This window comes from Ectopseudomonas khazarica (assembly GCF_017915135.1).
Taxonomy (GTDB): Bacteria; Pseudomonadota; Gammaproteobacteria; order Pseudomonadales; family Pseudomonadaceae; genus Aquipseudomonas; species Aquipseudomonas khazarica.
In genome coordinates, this window is the sequence record NZ_CP068551.1 from 3,214,685 (window position 1) to 3,239,555 (window position 24,871).

Below are 24,871 nucleotides of genomic sequence, written 5' to 3' on the forward strand. Positions count from 1 at the left end.
CTGAGGGATGAGGTAGCCAATAGACAGCATCCGAATCGCTCAGGTTCAGACCACCAGTCCGCCGCCGCTCAGGTTTCCTGCAGCAGCTGGCTGAGCACCGCGCGCAGCTTGCCCGGCTTGACCGGCTTGTTCAGCAGTGGCGCCCCCAGAACCTGCAGCTGGCGACGACAGGCGTCGCTGCGGTCGGCGCTGATGATCAGCGCCGGGATCGTCCGGGAAAAGCGCTCGCGCAACTGCTGGATGACCTCGCAGCCCAGCACGCCGTGATCGAGGTGGAAATCGGCGAGGATCACCTCGGGCGCCCTGCCCTGCAGGTTCTCCAGCGCCTCGGGCAGATCCAGCGCGGTGACCACCTCGCAGCCCCACTGGCCGAGCAATGCCGCCATGCTGTGGAGGATGTCCGCTTCGTTGTCGATCACCAGCAGGCGCCGCCCCGGCAGCGGATTGCCAAGCACCGCCTGCGCCGCCGGCTGCACCTGGCGCAGCGGATGCTGGCGGGCCAGCGGCACGCGGATGCTGAACAGCGAGCCGCGCCCCGGCTGCGAGCGTACCTGCACCGGGTAGCCGAGCATGCGTGCGATGCGCTCGACGATGGCCAGGCCGAGGCCGACCCCCTTGCGCTCCGCCGCGCGGCCGACGTCCAGCTGATTGAATTCGAGGAAGATGCTGTCCAGCTGATCGGCGGCGATGCCCCGCCCGCTGTCCCAGACCTGCAGTTCGACGAAGTCGCCGCGCCGCCGCGAACCGAGCAGCACCCCGCCCGCCTCGGTATAGCGACAGGCGTTGCTGAGGAAGTTGCGCAGAATGCGCGTCAGCAGACGAAAATCGGTGTGCACGGCGCAATCGGCGATCTGCACGCGCAGGCGCAGACCACTGGCCCCGGCAACACCCTCGAACTCCGAGGCCAGCGGCGCCAGCAGTTCTTCCAGGCGATAGGTGTCGACGTCCGGCTTGATCGCCGCCTGATCCAGCTTGGAGATGTCCAGCAGATCGGCCAGCAGGTCCTCGGCGCCTTCGAGTGCCAGGTGGCTGCGCTCGACCAGGTTGTGCTCGGCGCTCGGCAGCGCCCGCTCACGCAGCGTGGAGATCAGCAGGCGCGCGGCGTTCAGCGGCTGCAGCAGGTCATGGCTGGCCGCTGCCAGGTACTTGTCCTTGCTGCGATTGGCGGTCTCGGCGGCATCGCGTGCCTCGCGCAGGGCCAGTTCGATGCGTTCGCGCTCTTCGATCTGGCGCTGCAGGTTACGGTTGGATTCGAGCAGTTCGAAGGTGCGTGCGGCCACGCGCTGCTCCAGTTCGTCGTTGAGCAGCTGCAGGCGCTGCTGGGCCTGCTTGCGCTCGGTGATGTCGGCGACGAAGCCCTCGAAGACTCCTTCGCTCTCGGGCTTGAGCAACAGGTTCATCAGCACATCGATGGTGCTGCCATCACGACGGCGCAGGCGCGTTTCGTAGCCGAGCAACGCCTGCCCCTGGCTCAGGCGGTCGCGGATCAGCGCCAGCTCGTCGAAGCCACCGACGAACAGGTACCGGGCCAGGTCGTCCGGTGCCCACAATACCTGCAGCGGATCGTCATAGCCGAGCATGCGCGCCATCGCCGGATTGGCCGCCAGCACACCGTCCTGCAGGCTGGCCTGGATGATGCCGTGCACGGCGTGTTCGAACAGCCATTTGTAGCGATTGCGCTCGACTTCCAGCTCTTCCAGGCGCGCCAGCAGCTCCGGGTAATGGCTCTTGCGCGCCGACTGGCTGCCAAGACCGAGCAGCCCGGCCAGCGCCTCGTCAGAGCGCCTCGCCATAGACCACCTCGACGTCTCGCTGCGTGGATTCGCGCGGGTTGGTGAGAATGCAGGGGTCGTCCATGGCGTGGCTGGACAGGAAGGGAATGTCCGAGGTGCCGACACCGTGCAGCCCCAGGGTCTCGCGGAAGCCCACGGCATGCTTGAAGGCGATCAGGTGCTCGACCAGGCGCTGGCGAATCTGCGCATGGTTGAGGCCACGGCAGTCGATGCCGAGGGTCTCGGCGATCACCTTGAAGCGCTCCGGTGCCGCGCTGTAGTTGAACGCCACCACATGCTCGACCAGCACCGCATTGCACAGGCCGTGCGGCAGGTCGAGGAAACCGCCCAGGCTGTGGCTCATGGCATGCACCGCGCCGAGGATGGCATTGGAGAACGCCAGGCCGGCCTGCATGCTGCCGAGCATGATCTTCTCGCGCAGGGCGATGTCGTGCGGGTTGGCGATCATCTCCACCAGGTTGCCGTTGATCAGGCGCATGGCCTCCAGCGCGTGCGGGTCGGTCAGCGGGCCGTTGCCGGTGGATACGAAGGCTTCGATGGCGTGCACCATGGCGTCGATGCCGGTACAGGCGGAGAGGAAGGGGTCCATGCTCAGCGTGGTTTCCGGGTCGATCAGCGACACATCGGGCACCACGGCCTTGCTGACGATGGAGAACTTCATCCGCTCCTGCTGGTTGGAGATGATCACGAACTGCGACACGTCGGCCGAGGTGCCGGCGGTGGTCGGGATCAGGATCAGCGGCGGGCTGGGCACGCGGATGGTGTCCACCCCCTCGAATTCGAGGATGCTGCGCCCGTGAGCGACGACGATACCGATGCCCTTGGCGCAATCCATCGGGCTGCCGCCCCCTACCGCGACGATGACGTTGCAGCCCTCGCTGCGGTACAGCTCGGCGCCTTCCATCACCTCCTCGACCCGGGGGTTGGGCGACACGCGGGTGTACAGGCAGTAGTCGATGCCCTGGTTCTGCAGGCTCGCCTGCACGTCACCCGCCCAGCCAGCAGCGACCACGCCCGGGTCGGAAACCACCAGCACCTTGCGTGCACCGAAGGTCTTGGCGTAGTTGCCGACATTGTGCCGAGAGCCGGCACCGAAGATGATCTCGGGAGAAACGAACTTGCGCAGCTGACTCAAATCGTGGCTCATACAACGGCCTGAAGTTTCTTGTTATGGATGGCGCTCAGCCTACTGCATTGCTCGGCTAATGCAATGCGACCAGCGTTCAGTGCAAACCCTGGTAGAAGGCATGCTCGGCGCGCAATGCGCTGGCCAGATTGGCAGCCTGGCGAAAGCCGTGGCGTTCTTCGGCGAACAACTGGTATTCGACTGGCAAACCGCGCTGGCGCAGGGCCTCGACCATGGCTTCGGTCTGGCTCGGTACCACCACCGCGTCCAGGGCACCCTGAAAGAAGATCACCGGCACGCGGATGCGCTCGGCCTGCAACAGGGGCGTGCGCGTGCGGTAGCGTTCGGCATGCTGCTGCGGGTCGCCAATCAGCCAGTCCAGGTAGTCGGCCTCGAACTTGTGCGTCAGCCTGCGCAGGGCCAGCGGATCGCTGACACCGTAGAGGCTGGCGCCGCCGCGCAGCGCAGGTAGCTCGACCAGGGCGCGCAACGCACTGAAGCCACCAGCACTGCCACCGCGCACGAACACGCGCTGCGGATCGACGCGCCCGGCCTCGACCAGGCCATCGATGGCGGCGCGGATGTCCTCGACCTCCAGCTCACCCCAGCCACCGGCCAGACGCAAGCGGTACGCGCGGCCATAGCCGCTGCTGCCACGGTAGTTGAGGTCGAACACGGCGTAGCCGCGCAGCGTCCAGAAGGCGATGCGCGGGTCGAATACCGGGTAGCAGGCGGAGGTCGGGCCGCCATGCAGGAAGATCACCAGCGGCGGACGCGTCACGGCCGGGACAGGCGCGTAGAAGAAGCCGTGGCACTGCTCGCCCTGCCCCACCGGGCAACTCAGGGCCTCGGGGCGGGAAAGCAGCGGCGCGGGCAAGGGCTGCGCCCCACCGGCAAGGACCTGCAGGGCGCCATCACAGCGGCGAATGGCGAGTACCGCCGGCAGCCGATCCGGCGCGGCGGCGATGCAATAGAAATACTCGGCATCCGCGCTCAGGCCACGGAAACGCGTGAAGCCCGTGGCCAGCCGACGTTCGCCGGCGGCGTGGTGCCCCGTCGCGCTCGCGCCCAGCGCACAGGCAACCAGCACGCCCGTGCCCTGCTCGAAACGGCTCAGCAGGAACTCGCCATCGTCCAGCGCCAGGTAGGTGCGCCCGCCCAGCTGCCAGGGCGCTGCGGCGTGATCGCCAGGTGCGACGCCCAGTGTCATGCGCTCGTCGACGCACTCCGGCTGCCACCAGCCGGCCTGGTCACTCAGGACCCACAGACGGCCCCGGGCATCGAAGCGCGGTTGCTGCAGGGAGCGGTCGCCACGCTCTCCCATCATCACCTGCGTGCGCTCGCCGGACTCACGCTGGCACAGGCGCGTGGCGATCCAGGGCTGGTCGGGGCGGTCCCACTCGATCCAGGCCAGGCGCCGGCCATCGGCATCGGCCACCGGCGCCGCGTAGAAGTCGGCGCCCTCCACCAGCACGTCACGCTTGCCGGTGAGGCCGATGCGCACCAGTCGATGCACTACAGCATCGCCTTCATGACTTTCCTCGACCGCCAGCAGCGCCTGCCAGGCAGGCACGAAGCACAGGTCGCCGTAGCGGCAACTGGCGTTTGCCGTCAGCGCCTGCGGCTCGCCTTGCGCAGGAGCCAGCGGCAGATGGTAGACCTGCTGATCAGCCTCATTGACCAACGCCACACCCTGATCGGTGGCGCAGCAGGCGCCGCCGCCGTACTCGTAGACCCGGCTGCGCACGGAGAACCCCGCTGGCGTCAGTTCCCGGCTCGCACCATCGCGCCAGAAGAACAGCCCGCAGCGCGCCCGTTCAGGATCGAAGGCCACCCACAGCAGGCCACCATGAGCCGCCTGCAGCTCGGCGAAATCGGCACTGGCGGCAGCGGCCTGCTCGGCACTCCAGAGCGAGTCGGGGTCGCGCTCACCTACGCCTTGCATATGATCCGCGAGGCCTTCTCGTTGCGAAACTGCAGGGCGTCCAGCCCGAGCGGCGCGGCCTCGGCCTGCTGGCGGGCGGCGAGGATCAGGTCATGCCGCGCCGACTTGCTGCACACCGGGTCGGCATTGCTGGCGTCGCCGGTGAGCATGAAGGCCTGGCAGCGACAGCCGCCGAAGTCCTTGTGCTTCTCGTCGCACGAGCGGCACGGCTCGGGCATCCAGTCGTCGCCGCGAAAGCGATTGAAACCGAACGAATGCCGCCAGATATGCTCGACGCTGTGCTCGCGCACATTGGGAAACTGCACCGGCAGCTGCCGCGCGCTGTGGCAGGGCAAGGCGGTGCCATCGGGGGTGATGTCGAGAAACAGGTTGCCCCAGCCGTTCATGCAGGCCTTCGGGCGTTCCTCGTAGTAGTCCGGGGTAACGAAGATCAGCTTGCACGGGTGCTGCTGCGCCGCCAGCTTGTCGCGCCACTGGTTGGTGATGCGCTCGGCGCGCTCCAGCTGCGCCCGCGTCGGCAGCAGCCCGGCACGGTTGAGTTCGGCCCAGCCGTAGAACTGGCAGGTGGCGAGCTCGACGAAGTCCGCCTCCAGCTCCAGGCACAGTTCGATGATGCGCTCGATGTTGTCGATGTTGTGCCGGTGGGTGACGAAGTTGAGCACCATCGGGTAACCGTGCGCCTTGACCGCGCGGGCCATGGCCAGCTTCTGGGCGAAGGCCTTCTTCGAGCCGGCGAGCAGGTTGTTCACCTCCTCGTCGGCGGCCTGGAAGCTGATCTGGATGTGATCCAGCCCGGCCTCGGCGAACTCGGCGATGCGCGCCTCGCTCAAGCCGATGCCGGAGGTGATCAGGTTGGTGTAGTAGCCCAGGCCACGGGCCGCCGCGATCAGCTCGGCCAGGTCCTGGCGCACCAGTGGCTCGCCGCCGGAGAAACCCAGCTGCGCGGCGCCCAGTTCACGGGCCTGGCGGAAGACCTCGATCCATTCGGCAGTGGACAGCTCGGCGCCCTGCCGGGCGAAGTCCAGCGGGTTGGAGCAGTACGGGCACTGCAGCGGGCAGCGGTAGGTCAGTTCGGCCAGCAGCCACAGCGGCGGCCCGACCTGCACGCCCGGCTTAGCGAAGCTCGATCCAGAACTGAGCATGGGCCACCTCCATGAAGGCGAGGATGTCTTCGTCGATACCGGGTACGTCCGGGAAGCGCTGGTGCAGGTTGCCGATGATCTCGGCCACCGAGCGCTTGCCGTCGACCTGCTGGAGAATCTCGCTGGCGCTGTCGTTGAGCTTGATCATGCCTTCCGGATAGAGCATTACGTGGCAGCCCTGGGCCGGCTCGAACTGCAGGCGAAAGCCACGGCGGATGACAGGTACGTTGGCCAGGATCGAGGCGGTCATGGATGGCTCCGTCATCATCTGGCTCATGGCGCGATCCCCCGATGCCAGAGGCGCTGTTCGGTCACCGTGTGATACGGCGGGCGTTGCAGTTCATAGGCCATGCTCATGGCATCGAGCATGCTCCACAGCACATCCAGCTTGAACTGCAGGATCTGCAGCATGCGCTCCTGGGCATCGCGGCTGCGGTAGTGCTCGAGGGTGATGCGCAGGCCATGCTCGACATCACGGCGCGCTTCCTTCAGGCGCTTGCGGAAGTAGTCGTAGCCGCTGCCGTCGATCCACGGGTAGTGCTGCGGCCAGCTGTCCAGGCGCGACTGGTGAATCTGCGGGGCGAACAGTTCGGTGAGCGAGCTGCTGGCCGCTTCCTGCCAGCTGGCGCGGCGGGCGAAGTTGACGTAGGCATCGACGGCGAAACGCACGCCCGGCAACACCAGTTCCTGCGACAGCACCTGCTGGCGATCCAGGCCGACCGCTTCGGCCAGGCGCAGCCAGGCCTCGATGCCGCCCTCCTCGCCGGGGGCACCGTCGTGGTCGAGAATGCGCTGCACCCACTCGCGGCGGGTCTCGCGATCCGGGCAGTTGGCGAGAATCGCCGCATCCTTGAGCGGGATGTTCACCTGGTAGTAGAAGCGGTTGGCCACCCAGCCCTGGATCTGCCCACGGCTGGCGCGCCCTTCGTACATGGCGCGATGGAACGGGTGGTGAATGTGGTACAGCGCGCCCTTGGCGCGCAGCGCCTGCTCGAATTCGGCAGGGCTCATGGCAGGTTGGCTCATCGGCACTCCGTCTTGTTGTCATCGGCCTGTTACAGCGTGATGCTCATGCCATCGAATGCGACCTCGACACCCTGCGCATCCAGTTCGGCGCGCTCGGGCGAGTCGAGGTCGAGAATCGGGTTGGTGTTGTTGATATGGATGAGGACCTTGCGCGCCGCCGGCAGGCCTTCGAGGACCTCGAGCATGCCACCCGGGCCGCTCTGGCACAGGTGACCCATCTCGCTGCCGAGCTTGTCGCCGACCTCGCACACGCGCATCTCGTCGTCACGCCACAGCGTGCCGTCGACCAGCAGGCAGTCGGCGCGGCGCATCCAGCTCAGCAGCTGCTCGTCCACCTGGCCGAGGCCCGGGGCGTAGAACAGGCTGCGGCCACTGCGCCGGTCCTCGATGAACAGGCCGATGTTGTCGCCCGGATGCGGGTTGCCACGGTGTGGCGAGTACGGCGGTGCGCTGCTGCGCAGGGCGATGGCGGTGAGGCTCAGTGCCGGGCAGGCCGGAATGCTGAACGGCTTGGCGTCCAGGCCGATCAGGCGATGCTGCAGCCCGCCATTCCAGTGGCTGAGCATGTTGAACAGCGGAAAGCCCGTGGTCAGGTCCTGATGGACCATCTCGGTACACCAGACCTCGTGCGGGCAGCCTTCGCGCAGGGTCAGCAGGCCGGTGCAGTGATCGATCTGGCTGTCGAGCAGGACGATGCCGGCGATCGCCGTGTCGCGCAGCTTGCGCGCCGGCTGCAGCGCCGGGAAGGCCTCGATCTGCGCGCGGATATCGGGCGAGGCGTTGCACAGGATCCAGCGCTCGCCATCATCGGAAATGGCAATGGACGATTGCGTGCGCGGTTGCGCGCGCAGGGAGCCGGCGCGCACGCCACGGCAGTTGCGGCAGTTGCAGTTCCACTGCGGGAAACCACCGCCGGCGGCGGAGCCAAGAATCTGGATATGCATGACGGGTCACCAGCGGGATGCCCCGGTCGAGCCGGGGCCAGGAGCGATCAGCGGTTGGCGAAATACAGGGTGACTTCGAAGCCAATGCGCAGGTCGGTGTAGGCGGGTTTAGTCCACATGGTGCGGTCCTCTTGTTATTCAGCCGGGGCATTCCGGCAACCCCATTAAGCCCCCGCCAGGCAGGTGGCCAAATGGTACTTTGGGAGGAGATTCGCCTGACATTGGTAGGTACGGTCGAGCAGCGGAACGCCGGGGTCAGGCAACCGGCGCGCAGAAAAAACGCGGCCGAAGCCGCGTTGCGATAAGGATCTGCTGCCGTTCAGGCCCATGGCTGCCTGCAGACCCACCCGGACAGGGTTGCTCGCCTGGCAATGGGGCGGCGCGCCGGAGCGAGCGCACCGCCCTGGGTACATGGCCGGCTCACGATCCCGCGAGCCGGAGACCTGCTGCCAATGCAGCAGCAGATCCTGTGCTGGCTGTCAGAAGAAGCCCAGCGGATTGATGTCGTAGCTGACCAGCAGGTTCTTGGTCTGCTGGTAGTGATCGAGCATCATCTTGTGGGTCTCACGCCCGACCCCGGACTTCTTGTAGCCGCCGAAGGCAGCATGCGCCGGGTACAGGTGGTAGCAGTTGGTCCATACACGACCCGCCTTGATCGCACGGCCCATGCGGTAGGCGACGTTCATGTCGCGGCTCCACACGCCGGCGCCCAGGCCGAACTCGGTATCGTTGGCGATGGCCAGCGCCTCGGCCTCGTCCTTGAAGGTGGTCACGCCGATCACCGGGCCGAAGATCTCCTCCTGGAACACGCGCATCTCGTTGCTGCCCTTGAGCAGCGTCGGCTGGATGTAATAGCCGCTGGCCAGGTCGCCCTCCAGGCGCTCGGCCGCCCCGCCGGTGAGCACCTGGGCGCCTTCCTGCTGGGCGATCTCCAGGTAGCTGAGGATCTTGTCGAACTGCTGCTGCGAAGCCTGGGCGCCGACCATGGTGTCGGTGTCCAGCGGGTTGCCGCGCTTGATCTGCTTGACCTTCTTCATCACCTCGGCCATGAACGGCTCGTAGATCGACTCCTGCACCAGCGCGCGCGACGGGCAGGTGCACACCTCGCCCTGGTTGAAGAAGCCCAGCACCAGGCCCTCGGCGGCCTTCTCGATGAAGGCCGGCTCGGCGTTCATGATGTCGGCGAAGAAGATGTTCGGCGACTTGCCGCCCAGCTCGACGGTGGACGGGATGATGTTCTCGGCCGCGCACTTGAGGATATGCGAGCCGACCGGGGTGGAGCCGGTGAAGGCGATCTTGGCGATGCGCTTGCTGGTGGCCAGCGCTTCACCGGCTTCGCGGCCGAAGCCCTGGACGATGTTGAGCACGCCGGGCGGCAGCAGGTCGCCGACGAGTTCGACCAGCAGGGTGATCGACAGCGGGGTCTGCTCGGCCGGCTTGAGCACGACGGCGTTGCCGGCGGCCAGGGCCGGTGCCAGCTTCCAGGCGGCCATCAGCAGCGGGAAGTTCCACGGGATGATCTGCCCGACCACGCCCAGCGGTTCGTGGAAGTGATAGGCCACGGTGCCGTCGTTGATCTCGGCGGTGCTGCCTTCCTGGGCGCGGATGCAGCCGGCGAAGTAGCGGAAGTGGTCGGCGGCCAGCGGCACGTCGGCGTTGAGGGTTTCGCGCACGGCCTTGCCGTTGTCCCAGGTCTCGGCCACGGCCAGCAGTTCGAGGTTGGCTTCGATGCGGTCGGCGATCTTCAGCAGGATGTGCGAACGCTCCTGCACGCTGGTGCGGCCCCAGGCATCGGCGGCGGCATGGGCGGCGTCCAGCGCCTTGTCGATGTCGGCGGCGTTGGAGCGGGGGAATTCGGCGATCACTGAGCCGTCGACCGGGCTGGTGTTGCTGAAGTACTGGCCGCTGAGCGGGGCGACGAATTCACCACCGATGTAGTTGCCGTAGCGCGGCTTGAGGGTGACGACGGCGCCTGCTGTACCCGGTTTCGCGTAAATCATGATGCTGACCTCTCTTGTTGTCGGAGCCCGCTCCCGGTAGTTGGAACGAGTCATGGTTCGATCTTAGGAAGCCCCCCGGAACCTCGGTATGCGCCCATGGCACAGATCGCCTAGTCATTTGGTAGTAGAGCGGCAAGCTCTCTGGCATGGGCCTTTGGCAGCGAGGCGCGAGACTGCGGAAGCTAAAGGCTAGACCCGTTCGCTGCGTCTTGCGTTCCCGCAGGCGAAAATTCGCCCGTGGCATTTCGCAGCAGCCTGGTGCGCTTGGCGCGCCCCCGGAAACGCCGATGGCCGGACAGGGTCCGGCCATCGGCTTCGAGTTGTCAGGAAATCCGGAGCAGCCCGCGATCAGCCCCCTCTCCCGGCAATGAGCGAGGGGGCCGATGAGCTGGCCGCCCGGCGATCAGTGCTTGGCCACCAGCTCCTTCGGCAGCTTGAAGGTCCACAGCATGCCGCCCTGATTCAGGTGCTTGATGCGCTTGGCCACCTCGCCCCCCCACAGCGGCACCGCACCGCCCCAGCCGGACAGCACGGAGACGTACTGCTCGCCATCCATCTCCCAGGTCACCGGCGAGCCGATCACCCCGGAGCCGGTCTGGAATTCCCAGACCTTCTCACCGGTCCTGGCATTGAAGGCCTGCAGGTAGCCTTCCGGGTTGCCGGTGAACACCAGGTTGCCCTTGGTGGTCAGCACCCCGCCCCACAGCGGCGCGTAGTTGGTCTGGCGCCAGACCTCCTTGCCGCTCTTCGGATCGATGGCGCGCAGCACGCCGATATAGTCCTCGTTGAGCGGCTTGATGGTGAAACCGGCACCGAGATAGGCCGCGCCCTTCTTGTAGGCGATGTCCTCGTTCCAGATGTCCATGCCCCACTCGTTGGACGGCACGTAGAACAGCCCGGTGTCACGGTTGTAGGCCATGGGCATCCAGTTCTTCGCGCCGAGGAAGGCCGGCGCCGAGAACACGCTGCTGCCCTTTTCCTTGGCGCTCGGCGAGCCCGGACGATTGCTGTCGTCGTAGATCGGCCGGCCATTCTTGTCCAGGCCCTTGGCCCAGGTGATCTTGTCGACGAAGGGGAAACCACGGATGAACTTGCCGTTGGTGCGGTCGAGCACGTAGAAGAAGCCGTTGCGGTCCGCCGTGGCCGCGGCCTTCACGGTCTTGCCGCCATCCTGGTAGTCGAAGGAGATCAGCTCGTTGACGCCGTCGAAGTCCCAGCCGTCGTGCGGAGTGGTCTGGAAGTGCCACTGGATGGTGCCGTCGTCCGGGTTCAGCGCCAGGCGCGAGGAGGAATACAGGTTGTCGCCCGGACGCAGGTGCGAGTTCCAGGGCGCCGGGTTGCCAGTGCCGAAGAACAGCAGGTTGGTGTCGGCGTCGTAGTAGCCGCCGAGCCACGGCGCGGCGCCGCCGGTCTTCCACAGGTCGCCCGGCCAGGTCTTACCGGCCTCGCCGCCGCTGATGCCGTTCTCCACCGCCTTGCCGTCCTTGTAGACGTAGCCCATGTGGCCTTCGACGGTCGGACGGCTCCACAGCACCTGGCCGTTCTTCGGATCGTAGGCCTCGATCTTGCCGACCACACCGAATTCGCCACCGGACACGCCGGTGATCAGCTTGCCGTTGACCACCAGCGGCGCGGCGGTGATCGAGTAACCGGCCTTGTGGTCGGCCACGCGCTTGCTCCAGACCACCTTGCCGGTGTCCTTGTTCAGGGCGATCAGCTTGGCATCCAGGGTGCCGAAGATCACCAGGTCGTCGTACAGCGCCACGCCACGGTTGATCACGTCGCAGCACGGGCGGATGTCGTCCGGCAGGCGCGCCTCGTACTGCCACAGCTCACGGCCCGTGCGCGCATCGACGGCGAACACCCGCGAGTAGGACGCGGTGACGTACATCACGCCGTCCTTGATCATCGGCTGCGCCTGCTGGCCACGCTGCTTCTCGCCGCCGAAGGACATGGTCCACACCGGGCGCAGCTCCTTGACGTTCTGCTCGTTGAGGATGTTCAGCGGGCTGTAGCGCTGGCCCTGCAGGCCGAGGCCATTGGTGACGATCTCGTCGGTGGTGGTGGCGTCCTTGAGAATCTCGGCGTCGGTGACCGCCAGCGCGGCGGCGGACGGCATCAGCATCGCTGCACACAGCGCGGTGAGGAGGAAGGGCTGGCGAAGACCGGTACGTTTCATTGCGGCTACCTCTGCGGGTTCATTGTTATTGCCGGGAAATTTTCCCGGTCTGCCGCAAATTCTTGGCCCGACCCGGCGCCCCAACAATTGCACCCCCAGCCGATTTTCCTCGTTCCTTGGTAGCAATACCTGCATCGGCGCGATTGCAGTGGTAATCGCTTTGCCCGACACTTGGCCGCCCCGCCCCCATCGACCGGAGACACCCGTGCCCCATCCACGCCAGGAAATTCTCGATCATCCCGATGCGCTGGACTGCACGGTCTATCGCCCCGACGAGCAGGACCCGGATGCCGAAGAGCAGGACCTGGGCGACGGCAAGGTCCTGCTCACCGGCTCCTTCGAGCCGCCGACCGACTGGGACGCACACCAACGCGAGGACTACTTCGGCGAGGAAGACCCGCTGCACTTCGTCACCGCCCATATCGAGTGCCTGGCCAAGCCGGCCACCAAGGCCTTCTTCATGGTCGAGAGTGGCGACTACGTCGCCGTGCAGGTCAGTCTCAGCGAAGTGGTGATGTACTACGTCTACGACCACGAAGAAACCGAGCACGGCCGTCACTACGTACTGATTCGCGACGACGAAGAGCTCTGATTGCTGAGCGTGGGAGGCGCTTTAGCGGCGACGCGCTGGTGCGCGGGTCGCGGCTGAAGCCCCTCCCACAGAAGCGCCCCTTGGCCCTGGTCAGATCAGCCGTAGCCCGGATGAAATCCGGGAAACCATGCCCACACCCCCGGATTTCATCCGGGTTACCACTGACCGTGGGAGGCGCTTCAGCGGCGACGCCCTGGCGCGCGGGTCGCGGCTAAAGCCCCTCCCACAGAGGCAACCTGTGACCCTGGTCAGATCAGCCCGTAGCCCGGATGAAATCCGGGAAACCATGCCCACACCCCCGGATTTCATCCGGGTTACCACTGACCGTGGGAGGCGCTTCAGCGGCGACGCCCTGGCGCGCGGGTCGCGGCTAAAGCCCCTCCCACAGAGGCAACCTGTGGCCCTGGTCAGATCGGCCCGTAGCCCGGATGAAATCCGGGAAACCATGCCCACACCCCCGGATTTCATCCGGGTTACCTGACCGTGGGAGGCGCTTTAGCGGCGACGCCCTGGTGCGTGAATCGCGGCTGAAGCCGCTCCTACAGGGGCAACCTGTGGCTCTGGCCAGATCAGCCCGTAGCCCGGATGGAATCCGGGAAACCATACCCACGCCCCCCGGATTTCATCCGGGCTACGATGCGGGTACGCGCGGCATGCGCGCCGCTACTCCTGGCGATCCACCCGGCCCATGGCATTGCGCTCGTAGCGCGGATAGAGGTGGCTGACACTGCGGATCAGCTCGTAGCGGCTCAGGCTGACCCCGGCGAAGCGCTCGGGGATCGGCGCACGTATCAGCTCGTTCATCTCCGCGCCCTGCTCCGCCCCCTGGCGCAGCACGCCATCGAGCCACCCCAGGTAGTCACGCATCTGCACGAAAGGCGCCGCATCCGTGGCCAGCGGCCCGTGGCCAGGCACGATCTGCTTCCAGGGCAAGGCTTCGAGGCGGTCCAGGTCGGCCAGCCACACGTCCAGCCCGGGGCTGTTCGGCGTGGTCAGCGCCCGCTGGTAGAACAGCAGATCGCCGGCGAACAGCACGCCGCTGCGCTCATCGAGAATCGCCAGGTCGGCGCCGGTGTGCCCGCGCAGCGCCAGCAGGCGCAGACGCCGCCCGCCAATCTCCAGCTCACCGTCCTCCAGCGCCTCGCTGGGCAACACCACCTCGGTACCCCGCATCCAGTCGCCGACCAGGCGATACATGTTCTCCGCCATGGCGTCGCCCTGTTCGGCCAGCAGGCGGGTGGTACCCGGCAACGCGGCGATGGGCACGTCGCTGAAGGCCTGGTTGCCCAACACGTGATCCGGGTGGTGATGAGTGAGCAGCACGCGCAGCAGCGGCTTGCCGGTCACCTGCTCGATACGCTGGCGCAATGCCTCGCCGTAGCGACGCGAGGGCCCGGTATCGATCACCACCACGCCAACGGCGGTCTCGATGAAGCCGACGTTGACGATGTTGCCGCCATTCTCCGCGGCGAAGTTGTCGGTGCTGCCCTCCACCAGCCAGACGCCCTCGGCGATCTGTCGCGGCTGCAGTTGATAGTCGAGCGCCTGCGCCAGGCCGGCGAGCAGACAGGTGAGCAATAGTATCCAGCGCATGGAAGCCCCCTGGAGGACACCTCAGGAACCACCTGCGGTTCTGGACGTGCCCCAAAATGGTTGTGCATGTGGCAAGCCGCCGTGCTCAGAACGCCGCCTGGAACTCGTTGCCGTTGTTGTCGCGCAGCCACAGTTCGGCAGGCTGGTCACCGCGCAGGTCGAAGCTCAGCGTCGGGTTCTCGCTGACCGCCGGAAACAGCTCGAGGCGCCCCAGTACCTGGCCATCGGCGCTGCGCAGTTCGGCCTGCTCGATGTAGAACTCGGGGATACCGCCGACCAGGCCATTGTCCATCGGGTGCGAGACCTGCAGGCGCAGGCGGCTGTCCTCGCCACGCACGAAGCGTTTGCCCAGCACCTGACCGAGGCGCTCCTCCCAGCCGGCTTCGGCACGCACCACGCTGGGCGCCGTGCAGCCCCCGCCAGCGGCTTCGATACGGGCCGAGCCGACATGCCAGACGCCATCCTCGGTGAGCACCGCCGCGCGGATCGGCGTGGCCTGCTCGACGCGGATACGAATGGCCAGGCTCGGTTCCAGTTGCTTGCCGGGGCTGAAGTCGAGAATGCGCGGGATCGGGTTGAGCTCGGCCCAGGCCAGGATGCGCCTGACCTTGCCGCGGTAGGCGCTGGCGTCGATGCGGATCGGCACCTGGCGGGCATCCTCGGCGAACGGCGGCACCTCGAGGCGTATCCGCTCGTCGAAGACAAAGGGCTGCCCCGCGAGCAGGCGCTGATGGTAGTAGTCCCACATCACCGAGGTGACCGGATCGGGCGCAGCCGCCCGCACCTCCCAGGCCCAGGCGAACAGGGCCAGCATCACCAGGCTACGCCAATCCATCGTCCACCTCCGCCCGTCATTGATAGGATTCAGGCTTCTCGTAGCGCAGGCCATAGTGCGCATACAGGCGCTCGACCGAGCCATCGAGAATCAGCTTCTCCAGTTGTTCTTCCAGGGCGTAGGCCAGCTGCCGGTTGCTCTCATGCACCGCCATGCCGACGTCCCAGATCTGCCGTCCCATGTCCGGGTAGGCGTTGTCGGCCAGCGCCAGTTGCGCATCCCCCGCCTCATGCAGCAGCCAGTCCACTTCGCCACGCAGGGCCATCACCGCGTCCACCTCGCCAGTGCGCATGGCGGCGAACGCCAGGCTCGGCGACGGATAGTGACGCGCCTGCGAGCGCAGCAAGCCATCGCGCACCGAACTGAGGTAGAACGACGGCACGCTGTCCACTTCCACGCCCACGGGATGGTTCTGCAGCGCATTGATGCTCGGCACCTCGGCCAGGCGACGCCGGTCGTAGGCGAGCTGCCAGCGTTCGCGCTGATAGTGACCGAACATCACCACCCGCTCATTGACCAGCTCACCCAGCTCGTTGCGCAGCTGCGCGAACTCGCGGTCATAGGGCACGCGCATCATCAGGTCGGCCAGCTGCCCCTGCGCGGTGACCCGGCCACGCCAGATGTAATCGCGCAGGTCGTCGTCGAGCTTCTCCCCTGGCGGCGCCCAGGTCACCTGCAGCTTCAGGCCCAGACCCTCGGCCAATGCCTTGACCAGCTCGTAGTCGACGCCACGCGGCTGGCCGTCCTGCTCGAAGCTGTAGGGCGGAAAGTTCTGGTACAGCGCGACCCGTAGCACGCCCTCCTCCTGGATGCGGTCGTAGTCACGCACCTGCGCCTGGGCCGCCCCCAGTGACAGCAGCAGGCCGCACAGGAGGATCAGCTGGCGCACGCCCACCGCGATCATGCCGGCATCGCCGCGTGCATGAGTGAGTCGCGCCGCAGCGCGCGAGGCCGAGTGCAGGAGATCGATCATCCGCCTCTCACTCCTCGACGTGCACGCTCTCCAGGTAGCTGCGCACCGCCCACAGCGCCTCCTGGCTGAGGTAGTCGGCCATCTTCGGCATGTACACGCGGCCATCGCGCACCGCACCGTTGATCACGCGCTCCTTGAACCACTCGTCACCCGTGGCACCCAGCTCCAGCAGACGCAGGTCCGGGGCGATGCCGCCGGATTTGGCCTCCAGGCCATGGCACGCGGCGCAGTTCTGGTTGTACGCCGAGGAGCCGATCTCGATTGCCCGCGGGTTATCGCGATAAGGGTTTTCCTCCAGCCATTCCTCACCCAGCGGCTCCAGTCCGTCGGTATTGACCGCCTGCGGGACCACATCGCCATGCGCCCAGAGGTTGGTCGATGCGGCGAGCAACAGCAGCGCCAGGGTGGAGTGGATCTTCTTGTTCATGGCTAGGACCTCATCTAATGCACGCAAGACAGCCCGTTCAGAGCTCGTGGCGACCATCTTAGAAAGGCCGCGCAGAGCATCGAATGCTGCTTTGGTGGTCGCGTTCTAGTCCCTTGGTAGTAGGGCTTGGGTGGGGGTTCTGCCAGTGCCTTGGCAGCAAGGCCAAGTCATGTGCCGGCCGGGAAATCCTCCCGGCAAAGGCGGGAGTTTTTCCGTAGGCGCGCAGGTGGCCGGGTTCCACCATCGGCTTGCCTCTGCAGGGCATCTCCAGAACCGCATTCTTGCGGTGCCACTGCGGCGACCTACCACCTCAAATGGGAAGCACAACGATGACAACAACAAACCTACCCAGCACCCCACGCCCCCTGGCGCTTGCCCTGATGCTGGCGGGTGGCCTGGCGCTGAGCCAGGCTGCACTGGCCAAGCCGGTCACCTGGGACGACATCGCCAACGACCACAGCACCACCAGCAATGTGCTGCAGTACGGCATGGGCACCAACGCCCAGCGCTGGAGCCCGCTGGCCCAGGTGAACGCCGACAACGTGTTCAAGCTGACCCCGGCCTGGAGCTACTCCTTCGGTGACGAGAAGCAGCGCGGCCAGGAGTCCCAGGCCATCATCCACGACGGCGTGGTCTACGTGACCGGCTCCTACTCGCGGGTATTCGCCCTGGACGCCAAGACCGGCAAGCGCCTGTGGACCTACAGCCACCGCCTGCCCGACGACATCCGCCCGTGCTGCGACGTGGTCAACCGTGGCGCCGCCATCTATGGCGACAAGATCTACTTCGGCACCCTCGACGCGCGCGTCGTGGCGCTGAACAAGGACACCGGCAAGGTGGTGTGGAACAAGAAGTTCGGCGATCACTCCGCCGGCTACACCATGACCGGCGCCCCGACCCTCGTGAAGGACCAGAAGACCGGCAAGGTACTGCTGATCCACGGCAGCTCCGGTGACGAGTTCGGCGTGGTCGGCCGCCTGTTCGCCCGCGACCCCGACAGCGGCGAGGAAGTCTGGATGCGCCCGTTCGTCGAAGGCCACATGGGCCGTCTCAATGGCCAGGACAGCACCCCGACCGGCGACGTGAAAGCCCCCAGCTGGCCGGATGACCCCAACCACCCCACCGGCAAGAAGGCAGCCTGGAGCCAGGGTGGCGGCGCGCCGTGGCAGAGCGCCAGTTTCGATGCCGAAACCAACACCATCATCATCGGCGCCGGCAACCCGGCACCGTGGAACGGCTGGGCACGCACCAGCGACGGCGGCAACCCGCACGACTACGACAGCCTGTACACCTCCGGCCAAGTCGGCGTCGACCCCACCACCGGTGAGGTGAAGTGGTTCTACCAGCACACGCCGAACGATGCCTGGGACTTCTCCGGCAACAACGAACTGGTGCTGTTCGACTACAAGGACAAGGACGGCAAGGTCACCAAGGCCACCGCGCACGCCGACCGCAACGGCTTCTTCTACGTGGTCGACCGCGCCAACGGCAAGCTGAAGAACGCCTTCCCCTTCGTCGACAAGATCACCTGGGCCAGCCACATCGACCTGAAGACCGGGCGCCCGGTGGAGAACGAAGGCCAGCGTCCGCCCAAGCCGAAAGCCGGCGAAACCAAGGGTGCCGTGGTCGAGGTCTCGCCCCCCTTCCTCGGCGGCAAGAACTGGAACCCCATGGCCTACAGCCAGGACACCGGCCTGTTCTACGTGCCGGCCAACCACTGGAAGGAGGACTACTGGGCCGAGGAAGCGCACTACAAGAAGGGCTCCGCCTACCTGGGCATGGGCTTCCGCATCAAGCGCCTGTATGACGATCACGTCGGCATCCTGCGCGCCATGAACCCGACCACCGGCAAGGTCGCCTGGGAACACAAGGAGCGCCTGCCGCTGTGGGCTGGCGTGCTCGCGACCAGGGGCAACCTGGTGTTCACCGGTACCGGCGACGGCTACTTCAAGGCCTTCGACGCCAAGAACGGCAAGGAGCTGTGGAAGTTCCAGGTCGGCACCGGGATCATCTCCCCGCCCATCACCTGGGAGCAGGACGGCGAGCAATACATCGGCGTGACTGCCGGCTACGGCGGCGCGGTTCCGCTGTGGGGTGGCGATATGGCCGAGCTGACCAAGCCGGTGGCCCAGGGCGGCTCCTTCTGGGTGTTCAAGCTGCCCAGCTGGGACAAGGCCAGCGCCCAACGCTGACGGCAACAGGCCTGGCGTCCTTCGCGGTGCGCCAGGCCCTTACTCGTAGGAGTGGCTGGGCGGCATTGCGATTCAGCGCCTTGCCTGGGGTTCGCTCCGCTCCACCCAGACTACACACCAGGCGCACCGCCTGTGGGAGGGGCTTTAGCCGCGACCGCCTCCCCCATCAATTCACCCGAGGACCCGCCATGAACCACCTGCCCCTGCTCGTCCCAGCCCTGCTGCTGGTGCTCGGCAGCCACGCCATCGGCGCCGAGAGCGACAACGACGGCGTGCCACTGATCAACGGCTGCCGCATCGAACCCGAGAGCAAATGCCCCAACGCCAACCTGCGCGGGGCCGACCTGCGCAACCTGGACATGCGCCACATGGATCTCTCCGGTGCCGACCTGTCCGGCGCGGACCTGCGCCACGTCAACCTCGACCTGGCCAATCTGGAAAAAGCCACGCTGCGCGGCGCCAACCTCAACCGCGCCAGCCTGCAGCAGAGCAACCTGCGTCTGGCCGACCTCTCCGGCGCCAGCCTGGTGGCCATCGGCGGCTGGGGCCTGTTCGCCCAGGCCGCGCAATTCGAAGGCGCCGACATGCGTGCCGCCAACCTGGAGTTCGCCCGTCTTTCCGGGGCCAAGCTGCACGACGTGCAACTGCAGGCGGCCAACCTGGAAATGACCTGGCTGAGCAAGGCCGACCTCAAGGGCGCGCACCTCGAAGATGCCAATTTGCAGGAAGTGAAGCTCGGCGGCTCCAACCTGGAGAATGCCAACCTCAGCGGCGCACGGGTGCGCTTCGGCAACTTCCAGGGCGCCAACATGCCGGGGTGCGTGGCCTGCCCGAAAGGCTGGGATTGAGGCATGACACGATGCGGCCCAAGGTGGACAAGCTTCGCGTTGTCCACCCTACCCATTGTGTGGGGTGGATGACGCTTTCTTCATCCACCGCTGAAGATACCGTTGTCCGGACCGCCTGCAGGAGAATGCCAGCCTCAGCGGCACACTCTGGTAACCGCCAGGGCGTGGCGTCCCGAGGGCAGGGATCGAGGTGTAACACGATGCAGGCCAAGGTGGACAAGCTTCGCGTTGTCCACCCTACGCAATGGGTAGGGTGGATGACGCTCTCTTCATCCACCGCTGGCCAGGCTAGTTCCAGGCGACTCGCTGCTGGCCGAGCCAGCCCCGGACGGACGCGATCACCGCGTCGGTGCGGCTCTCGCCGGCGTCGTCCCTGAACTTGTGGTCGACATTCTCGACCAGCAGGAAATCGACGTTACTCTTGCCCTCGCGCAGCTGCTCCGCCTGCTCGCGCGCCAGGCCAGGCGACACGCTTTCGTCGCGCTCCGCCTGGACGATCAGCAACGGCGCCTCGACCTGCTGCAAGGTGGCGCGCTGGTCGAGGCTGAACATGCTCTTCCACCAGCGAAAACCGTGGCCACTCATCCGCAGGTCCATCGTCTCGGCATTCATCACTCTGTCCCGGAACCCCAGGAACCCGGCCCTGGCCTCGTCGAGTGCCGCCGGGGGAAGCTCGCGAGCCATGCTGTACAGAACGTCGTCGTGAAAGAACCGGCCACCCCCGTTGAGGGTCACCAGCGCGCTGACGTCCTCGCGCCGAGAAGCGACCAGCGCCGCCACCACCGCGCCTTCACTGCCCCCCAGCAGCACCAGCTGCTCATAGCCGTACTGCCCGGCCAGGGCGTCGATCACCTGCAGGTAGTCACGGGTTCTCTGCTCCGGCGAATCATGGCTGAAGTACGACTCGGGGCAGTCGGGGCTGTCCCCCGCCGGGTTCCAGGCAGTCGCGCGGGTGAGCCCGTATTTCTCCACCGTCAGGACATCGGCCCCCTCGAGCAAGGTGGAAAACTGCTCGTTGATGACCGGGTTGTGCGCCACGCTGTTGCAGTCCGAGCCCTGCATCAGCACCAGCAAGGTCCGACTGCCGTTGCCATCCAGGTAGTAGGTGATGGATGAACCATCCTGGCGCGGCAACGCAGCGCTCCCGGCTGCAGAAGCGCCGCCGCTCGCCGCCAACGCCAGCATGCAGAGTGCGACAGGTATCCCTTTGTTCATGGCTATCTCCCTGATTGTCGAGCGCGCCTCGTGCCATCACGGCCGGACCGGGGTCCGCCGCGTTGCAGCAGACGAGGCCTGCTGAGCCTGCCGCGGAATCTACACCGGATCGCTGCCTCGTGCCGAGCCGATCGATTGCACGGGATTTCCGCTGGAGCGATCTCAGGCGCTCTCCATGCCCACCCGCACCACCCCACTGTCGATGGCCAGGTGCACCAGTTCGGCCTGCGAGCCGATCTGCAGCTTGTTCTTCACCAGGGTCTGGTAGTTGGACAGGGTCTTGGCGCTGATGCACAGCTTCTCGGCGATCTGCCGAGGCGGCAGGCCACGGGCGAGCATGACGAAGATCTCGAACTCGCGCTGGGTCAGTTCGCGCAGGCGCGGGTCGACCCCGCCTGCGCTGGCCGGGTTGCAGGCCAGCTGGGTGGCCAGTTGCTGCTCGATGTAGGCGTGGCCGGCGGCGGTGCGCCGGACCGCCTCCACCAGCACGTCCGGCGACGAGTTCTTGGTCAGGTAGCCGATGGCACCGGCATCCAGCGCCTGGCGCACCAGGGGCAGCTCGTCATGCATGCTGAAGAACAGGATGCGCAGCTGCGGCAGGCGCTGGCGCAGGCGCCGGGTGGTTTCCAGGCCGCTGATGCCAGGCAGGCCGATGTCCATGATCACCAGGTTCGGGATCTCCTCCTGCACGCGCTGCAAGGCCTGCTCGCCATCGCAGGCCTCGCGCAGCTGTACCTCCGGCAACAGGGCGCGCAACAGGCTGGCGTAGCCCTGGCGCACCACGGCATGGTCGTCCACCAGCAGCACTTTCATCGCCTCGCCTCCAGGGGAATCTTCAGGCACACCGCCCAGCCTGCCTGCGGCCGGCTGTACAGGCGCAGTTCGGCACCGAGGCTACGGCTGCGTTCACGCATCGAACGCAGGCCGATACCGGGGCGCAATGGCAACGTGGTGCCACGGCCATCGTCGCGGACCAGCAGGCGCAAGCCCTGGCCGCGTCGTTGCAGGCGAATGCGCACTTCGCTGGCCTCGGCGTGCCGGGCGACGTTGGTCAGCGCCTCCTGCACCAGGCGATACAGATGCGCCTTGCTCGCCAGCGGCAGGCTGGGCAGGTGCGCCCCCAGCACCAGCCGGCAGCGGATGCCGTGCGCCTGCTGCCAGTCGACGGCCAGTTGCTGCAGCGCCACGCCAAGTTCCATGCGCTCCAGCACCACCGGATAGAGATCGCGGATCAGGCTGCGAAAGCCCTGCTGCAGGCGCTCGCAGTTGCCGTCCAGCAGGCGCGCGGTGTCCTGCACCTGCAAGGGCCGGTCGGCAACCACTTTGAGCAGGCAGGCCTGGGCGCGGATCCCGCTGAGGTACTGGCCCAGGTCATCGTGCAGGGTCTGGCCGAGACGGGCGCGCTCGCGCTCCTGCAACTCCAGCAGCGCCTGGGTCAGCTCGGCGTTGTCCGCCTGGACCTGCTGCAGGGTGGTCGCCATGTCATTGAAGTGTCCGGCCAGACGCTGCGCCTCGGCCATGCCGTGGCTCTGCAGGCGGGTGTCGAAATGGCCGGCGCCGACCTCTCGCAGGCCGGTGAACAGCTCGTCCAGTACGCGCAGGCCACGGCGCACGGCGAAGCGGATGCTGAGCAGGCAGAGGATCAGGGCGAAGCTGCTGAGCAGCAGCAGTTGCAGCAGCGAATCGTAGATTTCCTCGATCTCGTCATAGGGATCGAGGGCGATACGCAGCCGGCGCCCATCGGCCAGCGGCCAGCTGTCGGCCAGCAGCAGTGCCGAGCCCAGCAGGCGCTTGGCGATCCAGTGCTCGACCAGGTTCTCGCTCTGCTGCCTGGGCCGCTCGCCGGGCTGCAGCCAGCTCACGCGGATATGCCGCAGGTTCTCGGTCAGCTCGGGCCGCAGGCTGTCGGGGTTGCTGCGCGCCACCTCGCCCAGGTACTCCAGCACCGCCTCGGCGGCCTGCAGCTCGCGCTGCACGTCATGGCTGGCCTGACGCAGCAGCAGCGCCAGGCCGGCCAGGGTCACCAGCATGAACAGCAGGCTGACGCACAGGTTGATGCGGCCGAGCGCGGTCATCTACTTGATCACGAAATGCCCGAGCATGCCCTTGCCTTCCAGGCCCTTGGCATAGAAGCGGAACTTGCCCGGTTTGACCGGCACGAAGAAGATCTCCGCCTCGCCGGCGTCCTCGAACTCCAGCTCGGTCAGGGTCACCGCCTTGACCTCGACGCCACCGGCCTCGACCTTGCGCAGGTAGATGGACGTGGCGAACTCCGGTGCCTGGAAGGCGTATTCCTTCTGCCCGTTGGAGACGATCCGCAGCTGGTAGGCCTGGCCCGTCTCCAGCTGGTATTCGTTCTGCGACATGAAGTAGTCGCTGTCATCGTTGCCCAGCACCAGGTCAGGCAGCGCCACCGGGCGGCGGGTCAGATCACCGGCGGCGTGCAGCTGGTCGACACCGAGCAGGCTGATGATCAGCAGCAGGGGCAGCAGCAGGGCTTTGAACGTTCGCATGGCAGGCACCGTTATTGTTATGGGTCGTTGCCCGCCATGCTAAGAAGCAATGACTCGCACCGTTCTACTACCTTGGTAGCGGGCGCCTGCTACTTTGGCCAGGTTTCCCGCGCATGGCCGGTGCGGACTGGCGTGACGAACTACGACCTTCGTACGTGTACGTCGCTACCTTGGGCATATATCCCGCGACGGCGACGCTTCCTATGCTGGCGACATCCTCTGCCGGAGTCGCCCCATGCACCGCATCAGTTGCCGCCTGCTGTTCTGCCTCGCCGCCCTCTGCGGCTCGCTGAGCGCCGTCGCAGCGGACGCGCTGCAGGTGCGCATCGGCTACCTGGCGTACCAGCCTCCACGCGGCCCGTTGCTGTCCAACGTGATCCCCGAACCGAGCGATGCGGGGCGCCGTGGCGCCGAACTGGCGATCATCGACAGCAACAGCACCGGCCGCTTCCTCAAGCAGCACTTCGAACTGCAAAGCGCCGAGCTCGACACGGCGCAGGCGCTGCTCGCCACCGCCGAACAGCAGCACCAGGCCGGCATTCGCCTGTTCGTGGTCAACGCCCCCGCCGACACCCTGCGCCAGCTCAGCCAGCGCCTGCCGGACAGCCTGCTGCTCAATGCCGGCAGCGCCGATGACAGGCTGCGCCGCGAGCAATGTCTCGGCAATGTGCTGCACACCCTGCCCAGTCGCGCCATGCTCGCCGACGCCCTGGCGCAGTTTCTCGCCGTGCGCAAATGGACGCGCTGGCTGCTGGTGACCGGCAGCAGCGAAGACGACCTCGCCTACGCCGCTGCGCTCAGGCGCGCCGCCAAGCGCTTCGGCCACCGCATCGTCGCCGAGAAGCCGTGGAGCTTCGACAACGACCAGCGCCGCAGCGCCCAGGCCGACATGCCGCTGTTCACCCAGGCCACCGAGTACGACGTGGTGCTGGTGGCCGACGAGCGCGGCGACTTCGGCGAGTACCTGCCCTACAACACCTGGTACCCGCGCCCGGTGGCCGGCACCCAGGGGCTCACGCCGACCGCCTGGCACAAGACGGTGGAAACCTTCGGCGCCGCGCAGCTGCAGAAGCGCTTCGAGGCGCTGGCCGGGCGCTGGATGAACGACCGCGATTTCGCCGCCTGGATGGCCGTGCGCAGCATCGCCGCCGCCGTGACCAGGCTGCGCGCCAGCGAGCCCGGGGCCATCCGCCGCCTGGCGCTGTCCGCCGAGCTGCCGCTGGACGGTTTCAAGGGACGCAAGCTGAGCTTCCGCCCGTGGAACGGCGAACTGCGCCAACCGATCCCGCTGGTACACCCCCGCGCGCTGGTCAGCACCTCGCCACAGGACGGTTTCCTGCACCCGAACAACGAGATGGACAGCCTCGGCTACGACCGCCCGGAAGTGAAGTGCGATCTGGCAGGCACGCCTCTGTAGGAGCCGGCTTGCCGGCGATCATCGCCAGGTATCGCCCGCAAGCGGGCTCAGAACACCTGTGGGAGGACTTCAACAGCAGTTGTCGCGGCTGAAGCCCCTCCCACAGAAGCA

At 66.7% G+C, this 24,871-nt stretch carries 22 protein-coding genes; 4 read left to right on the top strand and 18 right to left on the bottom strand.

Annotated elements, in window-relative coordinates:
• Positions 1-68 precede the first annotated feature (68 nt).
• The 10 genes from JLK41_RS15320 to JLK41_RS15365 all read right to left on the bottom strand — a co-directional run bounded on the left by JLK41_RS15320 (position 69) and on the right by JLK41_RS15365 (position 12,155).
• The gene (locus JLK41_RS15320) at positions 69-1,793 is read right to left on the bottom strand and encodes a hybrid sensor histidine kinase/response regulator (RefSeq protein WP_210389294.1); all 1,725 of its coding nucleotides are present in this window, start codon (positions 1,791-1,793) and stop codon (positions 69-71) included.
• The gene (gene ercA / locus JLK41_RS15325) at positions 1,777-2,940 is read right to left on the bottom strand and encodes an alcohol dehydrogenase-like regulatory protein ErcA (protein WP_047587443.1); all 1,164 of its coding nucleotides are present in this window, start codon (positions 2,938-2,940) and stop codon (positions 1,777-1,779) included. Before ercA ends, JLK41_RS15320 begins: the two co-directional genes overlap by 17 nt.
• 76 nt (positions 2,941-3,016) lie before the next feature.
• Entirely contained in the window at positions 3,017-4,864 is a 1,848-nt protein-coding gene (locus JLK41_RS15330; protein ID WP_210389295.1) for an alpha/beta hydrolase family protein, read from the bottom strand.
• A complete protein-coding gene (pqqE, locus tag JLK41_RS15335; protein ID WP_210389296.1) occupies positions 4,852-6,006 on the bottom strand; it encodes a pyrroloquinoline quinone biosynthesis protein PqqE in 1,155 nt (384 codons plus the stop codon). Before pqqE ends, JLK41_RS15330 begins: the two co-directional genes overlap by 13 nt.
• Positions 5,978-6,256 (bottom strand): pyrroloquinoline quinone biosynthesis peptide chaperone PqqD, encoded by a 279-nt coding sequence (gene pqqD / locus JLK41_RS15340; RefSeq protein ID WP_210389297.1) that lies wholly within the window; start codon positions 6,254-6,256, stop codon positions 5,978-5,980. The genes pqqE and pqqD overlap by 29 nt, the downstream gene beginning before the upstream one ends.
• A 23-nt stretch (positions 6,257-6,279) precedes the next feature.
• Positions 6,280-7,032, bottom strand: coding sequence for a pyrroloquinoline-quinone synthase PqqC (gene pqqC, locus JLK41_RS15345; RefSeq protein ID WP_210389298.1), 753 nt, complete (start codon positions 7,030-7,032; stop codon positions 6,280-6,282).
• A 29-nt stretch (positions 7,033-7,061) separates the two neighbouring features.
• A complete protein-coding gene (pqqB, locus tag JLK41_RS15350; RefSeq protein ID WP_134678045.1) occupies positions 7,062-7,976 on the bottom strand; it encodes a pyrroloquinoline quinone biosynthesis protein PqqB in 915 nt (304 codons plus the stop codon).
• A gap of 47 nt (positions 7,977-8,023) precedes the next feature.
• Positions 8,024-8,095, bottom strand: a complete 72-nt coding sequence (gene pqqA, locus JLK41_RS15355) for a pyrroloquinoline quinone precursor peptide PqqA (protein WP_080756929.1) — start codon at positions 8,093-8,095, stop codon at positions 8,024-8,026.
• 360 nt (positions 8,096-8,455) lie between these two features.
• Complete coding sequence (exaC, locus tag JLK41_RS15360; RefSeq protein WP_210389299.1) at positions 8,456-9,976, bottom strand: acetaldehyde dehydrogenase ExaC; 1,521 nt, start codon at positions 9,974-9,976, stop codon at positions 8,456-8,458.
• 403 nt (positions 9,977-10,379) lie between these two features.
• Positions 10,380-12,155: a methanol/ethanol family PQQ-dependent dehydrogenase gene (locus JLK41_RS15365; protein WP_134675608.1), complete on the bottom strand. Its 1,776-nt coding sequence runs from the start codon at positions 12,153-12,155 to the stop codon at positions 10,380-10,382.
• A gap of 205 nt (positions 12,156-12,360) precedes the next feature.
• Here JLK41_RS15365 and JLK41_RS15370 point away from each other — a divergent pair, with 205 nt between their 5' ends.
• On the top strand, positions 12,361-12,747 hold the full coding sequence (locus JLK41_RS15370) for a hypothetical protein (protein ID WP_037057534.1): 387 nt from the start codon (positions 12,361-12,363) through the stop codon (positions 12,745-12,747).
• Between the two features lie 663 nt (positions 12,748-13,410).
• Here the strand turns inward: JLK41_RS15370 and JLK41_RS15375 are convergent.
• The 4 genes from JLK41_RS15375 to pedF all read right to left on the bottom strand — a co-directional run bounded on the left by JLK41_RS15375 (position 13,411) and on the right by pedF (position 16,575).
• On the bottom strand, positions 13,411-14,340 hold the full coding sequence (locus JLK41_RS15375; RefSeq protein WP_210389300.1) for a quinoprotein relay system zinc metallohydrolase 1: 930 nt from the start codon (positions 14,338-14,340) through the stop codon (positions 13,411-13,413).
• An 85-nt stretch (positions 14,341-14,425) separates the two neighbouring features.
• Positions 14,426-15,175: a quinoprotein dehydrogenase-associated SoxYZ-like carrier gene (locus JLK41_RS15380; RefSeq protein ID WP_210389301.1), complete on the bottom strand. Its 750-nt coding sequence runs from the start codon at positions 15,173-15,175 to the stop codon at positions 14,426-14,428.
• A 16-nt stretch (positions 15,176-15,191) separates the two neighbouring features.
• Complete coding sequence (locus JLK41_RS15385; protein ID WP_210391242.1) at positions 15,192-16,064, bottom strand: substrate-binding periplasmic protein; 873 nt, start codon at positions 16,062-16,064, stop codon at positions 15,192-15,194.
• A gap of 91 nt (positions 16,065-16,155) precedes the next feature.
• The gene (gene pedF / locus JLK41_RS15390; RefSeq protein ID WP_175253104.1) at positions 16,156-16,575 is read right to left on the bottom strand and encodes a cytochrome c-550 PedF; all 420 of its coding nucleotides are present in this window, start codon (positions 16,573-16,575) and stop codon (positions 16,156-16,158) included.
• Between the two features lie 329 nt (positions 16,576-16,904).
• On the opposite strand from pedF, the gene exaA reads away from it, so the two are divergent.
• Entirely contained in the window at positions 16,905-18,767 is a 1,863-nt protein-coding gene (gene exaA, locus JLK41_RS15395) for a quinoprotein ethanol dehydrogenase (protein ID WP_152489027.1), read from the top strand.
• A gap of 188 nt (positions 18,768-18,955) precedes the next feature.
• Positions 18,956-19,615 (top strand): pentapeptide repeat-containing protein, encoded by a 660-nt coding sequence (locus JLK41_RS15400; protein ID WP_037057212.1) that lies wholly within the window; start codon positions 18,956-18,958, stop codon positions 19,613-19,615.
• Positions 19,616-19,903: 288 nt separating this feature from the next.
• Here the strand turns inward: JLK41_RS15400 and JLK41_RS15405 are convergent, their stop codons facing one another.
• The 4 genes from JLK41_RS15405 to JLK41_RS15420 all read right to left on the bottom strand — a co-directional run bounded on the left by JLK41_RS15405 (position 19,904) and on the right by JLK41_RS15420 (position 23,343).
• Positions 19,904-20,830 (bottom strand): alpha/beta fold hydrolase, encoded by a 927-nt coding sequence (locus JLK41_RS15405; protein ID WP_210389302.1) that lies wholly within the window; start codon positions 20,828-20,830, stop codon positions 19,904-19,906.
• Between the two features lie 162 nt (positions 20,831-20,992).
• Positions 20,993-21,643 (bottom strand): response regulator transcription factor, encoded by a 651-nt coding sequence (locus JLK41_RS15410; RefSeq protein WP_210389303.1) that lies wholly within the window; start codon positions 21,641-21,643, stop codon positions 20,993-20,995.
• Positions 21,640-22,905 carry a HAMP domain-containing sensor histidine kinase gene (locus JLK41_RS15415; RefSeq protein WP_210389304.1) on the bottom strand — a complete coding sequence of 422 codons (1,266 nt, stop codon included), beginning with the start codon at positions 22,903-22,905 and terminating at the stop codon, positions 21,640-21,642. Before JLK41_RS15415 ends, JLK41_RS15410 begins: the two co-directional genes overlap by 4 nt.
• Positions 22,906-23,343 (bottom strand): cupredoxin domain-containing protein, encoded by a 438-nt coding sequence (locus JLK41_RS15420; RefSeq protein ID WP_037057201.1) that lies wholly within the window; start codon positions 23,341-23,343, stop codon positions 22,906-22,908.
• A gap of 235 nt (positions 23,344-23,578) precedes the next feature.
• Between JLK41_RS15420 and JLK41_RS15425 the strand changes: the two genes are divergently transcribed.
• Entirely contained in the window at positions 23,579-24,760 is a 1,182-nt protein-coding gene (locus tag JLK41_RS15425; protein WP_134675600.1) for an ABC transporter substrate-binding protein, read from the top strand.
• Positions 24,761-24,871 lie beyond the last annotated feature (111 nt).